Genomic DNA, 3475 nt, shown 5'->3' with positions numbered 1-3475 from the left:
TGAATCGACAACACCCTCATGAAAAAAATTTGCGCGTTTTCTTCTAAGGATCAACTAATTGCAATTAACGAACTAGTCTTCCCGAATTTCCCTGTAGCTGAGCCTACGAAGTAGGCGTTAGCGTCGGCGCGTCTTCTTGCGGAGCGAGAAGCGTGACGGAAGGGAATTTGCCGCAGGCCGAGTGAGGCCTTGTGCCGAAACGTAGCGGGAAGACGCTGTTATACGCAGTGGAAAATGCATTGATTATTTTCGTTTGAAATACTTCATTAATCTTTCTTGATTCTTAATTCTAAATGATTGTGATGCAAGTGTTCGGGGAATATTTTTAAGTATAGTTTCAGAGATTTTGTCAGTTTGCCTTTGGCTTAGTATTGTTGAATCAAATATTTCATTCGGTCGAGTTATAAATATAAAGTCAGTTATGAATGGATCTGCAATTTCTTGAATGGATGATACTGTTCCTTTCATATGAATTTTTGTATTTTTCATTCGGGAAGTTGGAATACTCGAAGGTTCTAACATAGTGAATGCTGCTATAGGCCCAAATTTAGAATATACTCCAAGATTCTTTTCTGAATAAACCGTAGTGCCGTCTATTATACGTAGCAAATAAAAGTTAATATTTTCGTTTAATTCTTTTGGCAGAGTTCCATTCCCGCTAACAAAACTTTGTAAAAATATGAGATGCGTTTCATTTCGTCCGGTGCTTGATGTTTCCGAAAGTAAAAATTTTCGCCATAAATTGATGTGGTCAAAGGCTATTGTTTTTAGTTTTGGATTAATTTCTAAAGTTGTAGTTTCAGTTTCGTATATAAGTAATCTCCATTGTACTGAGATTATGAATTTCAAAAGCCAAGAGGAATACTCAAATGAAGTATGGATACTTTGTGCTTTTCCGTTTATATCTAATTCTTTAGTTACATAAGGTGTGAATATTTTTTCGGAGAATGGTTTTTCCCACTGTGAAAATAGGAGTTCACATTCTGCGCATAATAACCTAGACTTTAGGCCATCTTGAATTCGTTGATCTGGCGAGGTTCCTGAGCGTAGAAATCCCGTCGCCGAAGTATCTTTTAACCAACGGATAACAAATGCTGGAATTATATGGCTTTTTCTAAGTTCTTTTTCGTTAAGGCATAGTCGACATTTCATATTTTTTCCATTGCGTATAACGAATTAGCCTTACCGAAGTTCCCCGACCCTGAGTCCCAACGGGACGTTAGGGACTGGCATGTAGCTTGCGTAAGCAAGGCGAATGCCAGAAGGGGAATTTGCCGCAGGCCGAGCGAGGCCGTAAGTGCCGAAGCGAAGCGGTAAGGTGCTGTTATGCGACGTTAATTATTCAATAATAAAAATTTCTCATAAATGAATGATTCACAACAGTCGTGGAAAATTTCAGTTTCATTCACTTTATATTTTTTTTGAAGCAGCTGAAAATCAGATTTCGAAATTTTGGTATTATTGTATGAAATATCCTTGAGTGCTGTTTTTTGTAAAATAGATTCTAATATCGAAATTGTAGCAATAGTGTTACCTAAGTTTATATATTGTAATTTCTTGTTTTTATCTAGTGATTTGATAGAAATTTCGTTTATATTAGTTCCGAAGAAAGAAATATATTTCAATTTTTGTAAATTGGAGAAATTTAGATCCTTATTTATATCAATAGGAGTTTCGTTGAAATAGAGAATTTCTAAGTTTTTAAAATTTAAATTTTTATCCAAAAACAAACATTTGGATTTTGTTCTGCTTATATATAATTCTTTTAATCTAGGAGAGTTTAATTCTGATAACAGAGAATCAGTAATAGGGTTGTCATCTAAAATTAAGATTTCTAATATTTTTGAGTCTTTTAAAAAAGAGATTTCGCTATCGTTTAAGTTAAGGTTCTTTAATGAAAGACTTTTTAAAGAATTGATATTTGAAAGTATTTTAATCTCTTTCTTATTAAATTTGGAGGATTCTAAATCTAAAGCAGTTAAGAATTTATAGTTTTTAAGAAAATCTAATCCTGTTTCAGAAAAATCAGTGTTAAATGCAATTATTCCCTTTATGTCTTTTAATTTATTAAGAAGGCCTACTTGGCTCAGACTTAGTTTCATATTTGAAATATTAATTACTTTATGTTTTTCATACAGTGTAACAGCATCAATATTTAATACATCATCTGCTTTAAAATTTAACTGTTCGAAAATATTTTTAATTTCTGTGCTATAAATACTTGCATCTGATGCAATTGAGATACAGACAATGCTGATTATTTTTTTTGTTTTATGAAATTTATTCATTTTTTTATCCTAAGTGTTTTTTAATTAATGTCGCATAACGAACTAGGGGAGACGACGTTCCCTGACCCTGAGTCCCAACGGGACGTTAGGGACTGGCACGGAGTTTGCGGATGCAAACGAGTGACAGAAAGGGAATGTGGCACAGCCCAAGCGAGGCCTTGTGCCGAAGTGCAGCGTTTCCCCGCTGTTATGCGAAGTGGTTTTTGTTATAAAATCTATATACTGATTAGTATTGATATTTACCCCGGAATGTTTTTTCTCGTAAATCTTTCTATTGCATAATAGTTTTTGCTATTGAGAATAGAAAGCTTTCAAGGAAATATGTTGTCTTTAATAATTTGAAAGATTTTCTTTTTCAATTTTAGCGTTATGTTAATAAGAATTCTTTAAAATAAATTTTAGCGGTAAATAATTTTATTTAGTAAATTTAGAGTATTTTATATGTAACCAAATTAATTTAATTTTTGCATTAGAGTGAATTTAAAGTTCCAGATTAATTTAAGGATTTTAGTGTTTTTTAATATCTTTTAAAAAACTTCTTATTTTGAAGAATCAGAACAGTTAATTTCAATGCATTTTCTGTTGCATTCTCTTAATGAAATTTGTTCAAGTGTAGTAAACTGATCATATTTTCTTCCTGGCATTGCAACATATAGATTCGAACAATTTTGAAAACATTCTTTTTTTTTCGGACAGTCGAATTTGTAATTTTCCTTAATTTCATATTGAGTAAAATCTATAACTTTCTCTCTTTTCTGTGAATGCATTTCTTTCGAAATTAAAAAGGCTATTAAAGCAAAAATAATGTAATAAATAAATCTGTATTTCATATGTTATTTTGTTTATTTCATTTTAGCTGTAATTAATTTTCATAACCAGAGATTTTTGTTAAGTTAAATTTAAAACCATTTCGCATAACGAACAAGCTAACCGACGTTGTCCGTAGCTGAGCCCCTTAGGGGCGTTAGCGTCGGCGCATCTTCTTGCGTGAAGAGGCAAGAAGTGTGCCGGAGGATAATGTGCCGAAGGCCAAGCGAGGGCAAAAGTCCCGAAGCGCAGTGGTTAGCGTATGTTAATTGCAGTTAGTTAGTATAATAAAAGATTTTGGTCGAAAGGTCAACAGAAGCGAGCGCAAATTTTTCTCTTAAATCTTAAAAACGTAAATTCCAAACAAGACGTTCGTGGAG

At 32.9% G+C, this 3475-nt stretch carries 2 protein-coding genes; both read right to left on the bottom strand.

The features are described from left to right. Window positions 1-243: 243 nt before the first annotated feature. Complete coding sequence (locus ND812_RS18300; protein WP_265376751.1) at window positions 244-1152, bottom strand: hypothetical protein; 909 nt, start codon at window positions 1150-1152, stop codon at window positions 244-246. A 182-nt stretch (window positions 1153-1334) separates the two neighbouring features. Beyond that, entirely contained in the window at window positions 1335-2288 is a 954-nt protein-coding gene (locus ND812_RS18295; protein ID WP_265376750.1) for a leucine-rich repeat domain-containing protein, read from the bottom strand. Between the last annotated feature and the right edge of the window lie 1187 nt (window positions 2289-3475).

It is taken from the genome of Leptospira limi, from assembly GCF_026151395.1.
Classification (GTDB): Bacteria; Spirochaetota; Leptospiria; order Leptospirales; family Leptospiraceae; genus Leptospira_A; species Leptospira_A limi.
Note: the sequence above shows the minus strand (reverse complement) of the source record. Positions and strands in the feature narration are given on the sequence as shown.

Coding starts and splice junctions, on each gene's coding strand:
- ND812_RS18300 (WP_265376751.1), bottom strand. CDS start 1,152: ATGAAATGTCGACTATGCCTTAACGAAAAAGAACTTAGAAAAAGCCAT.
- ND812_RS18295 (WP_265376750.1), bottom strand. CDS start 2,288: ATGAATAAATTTCATAAAACAAAAAAAATAATCAGCATTGTCTGTATC.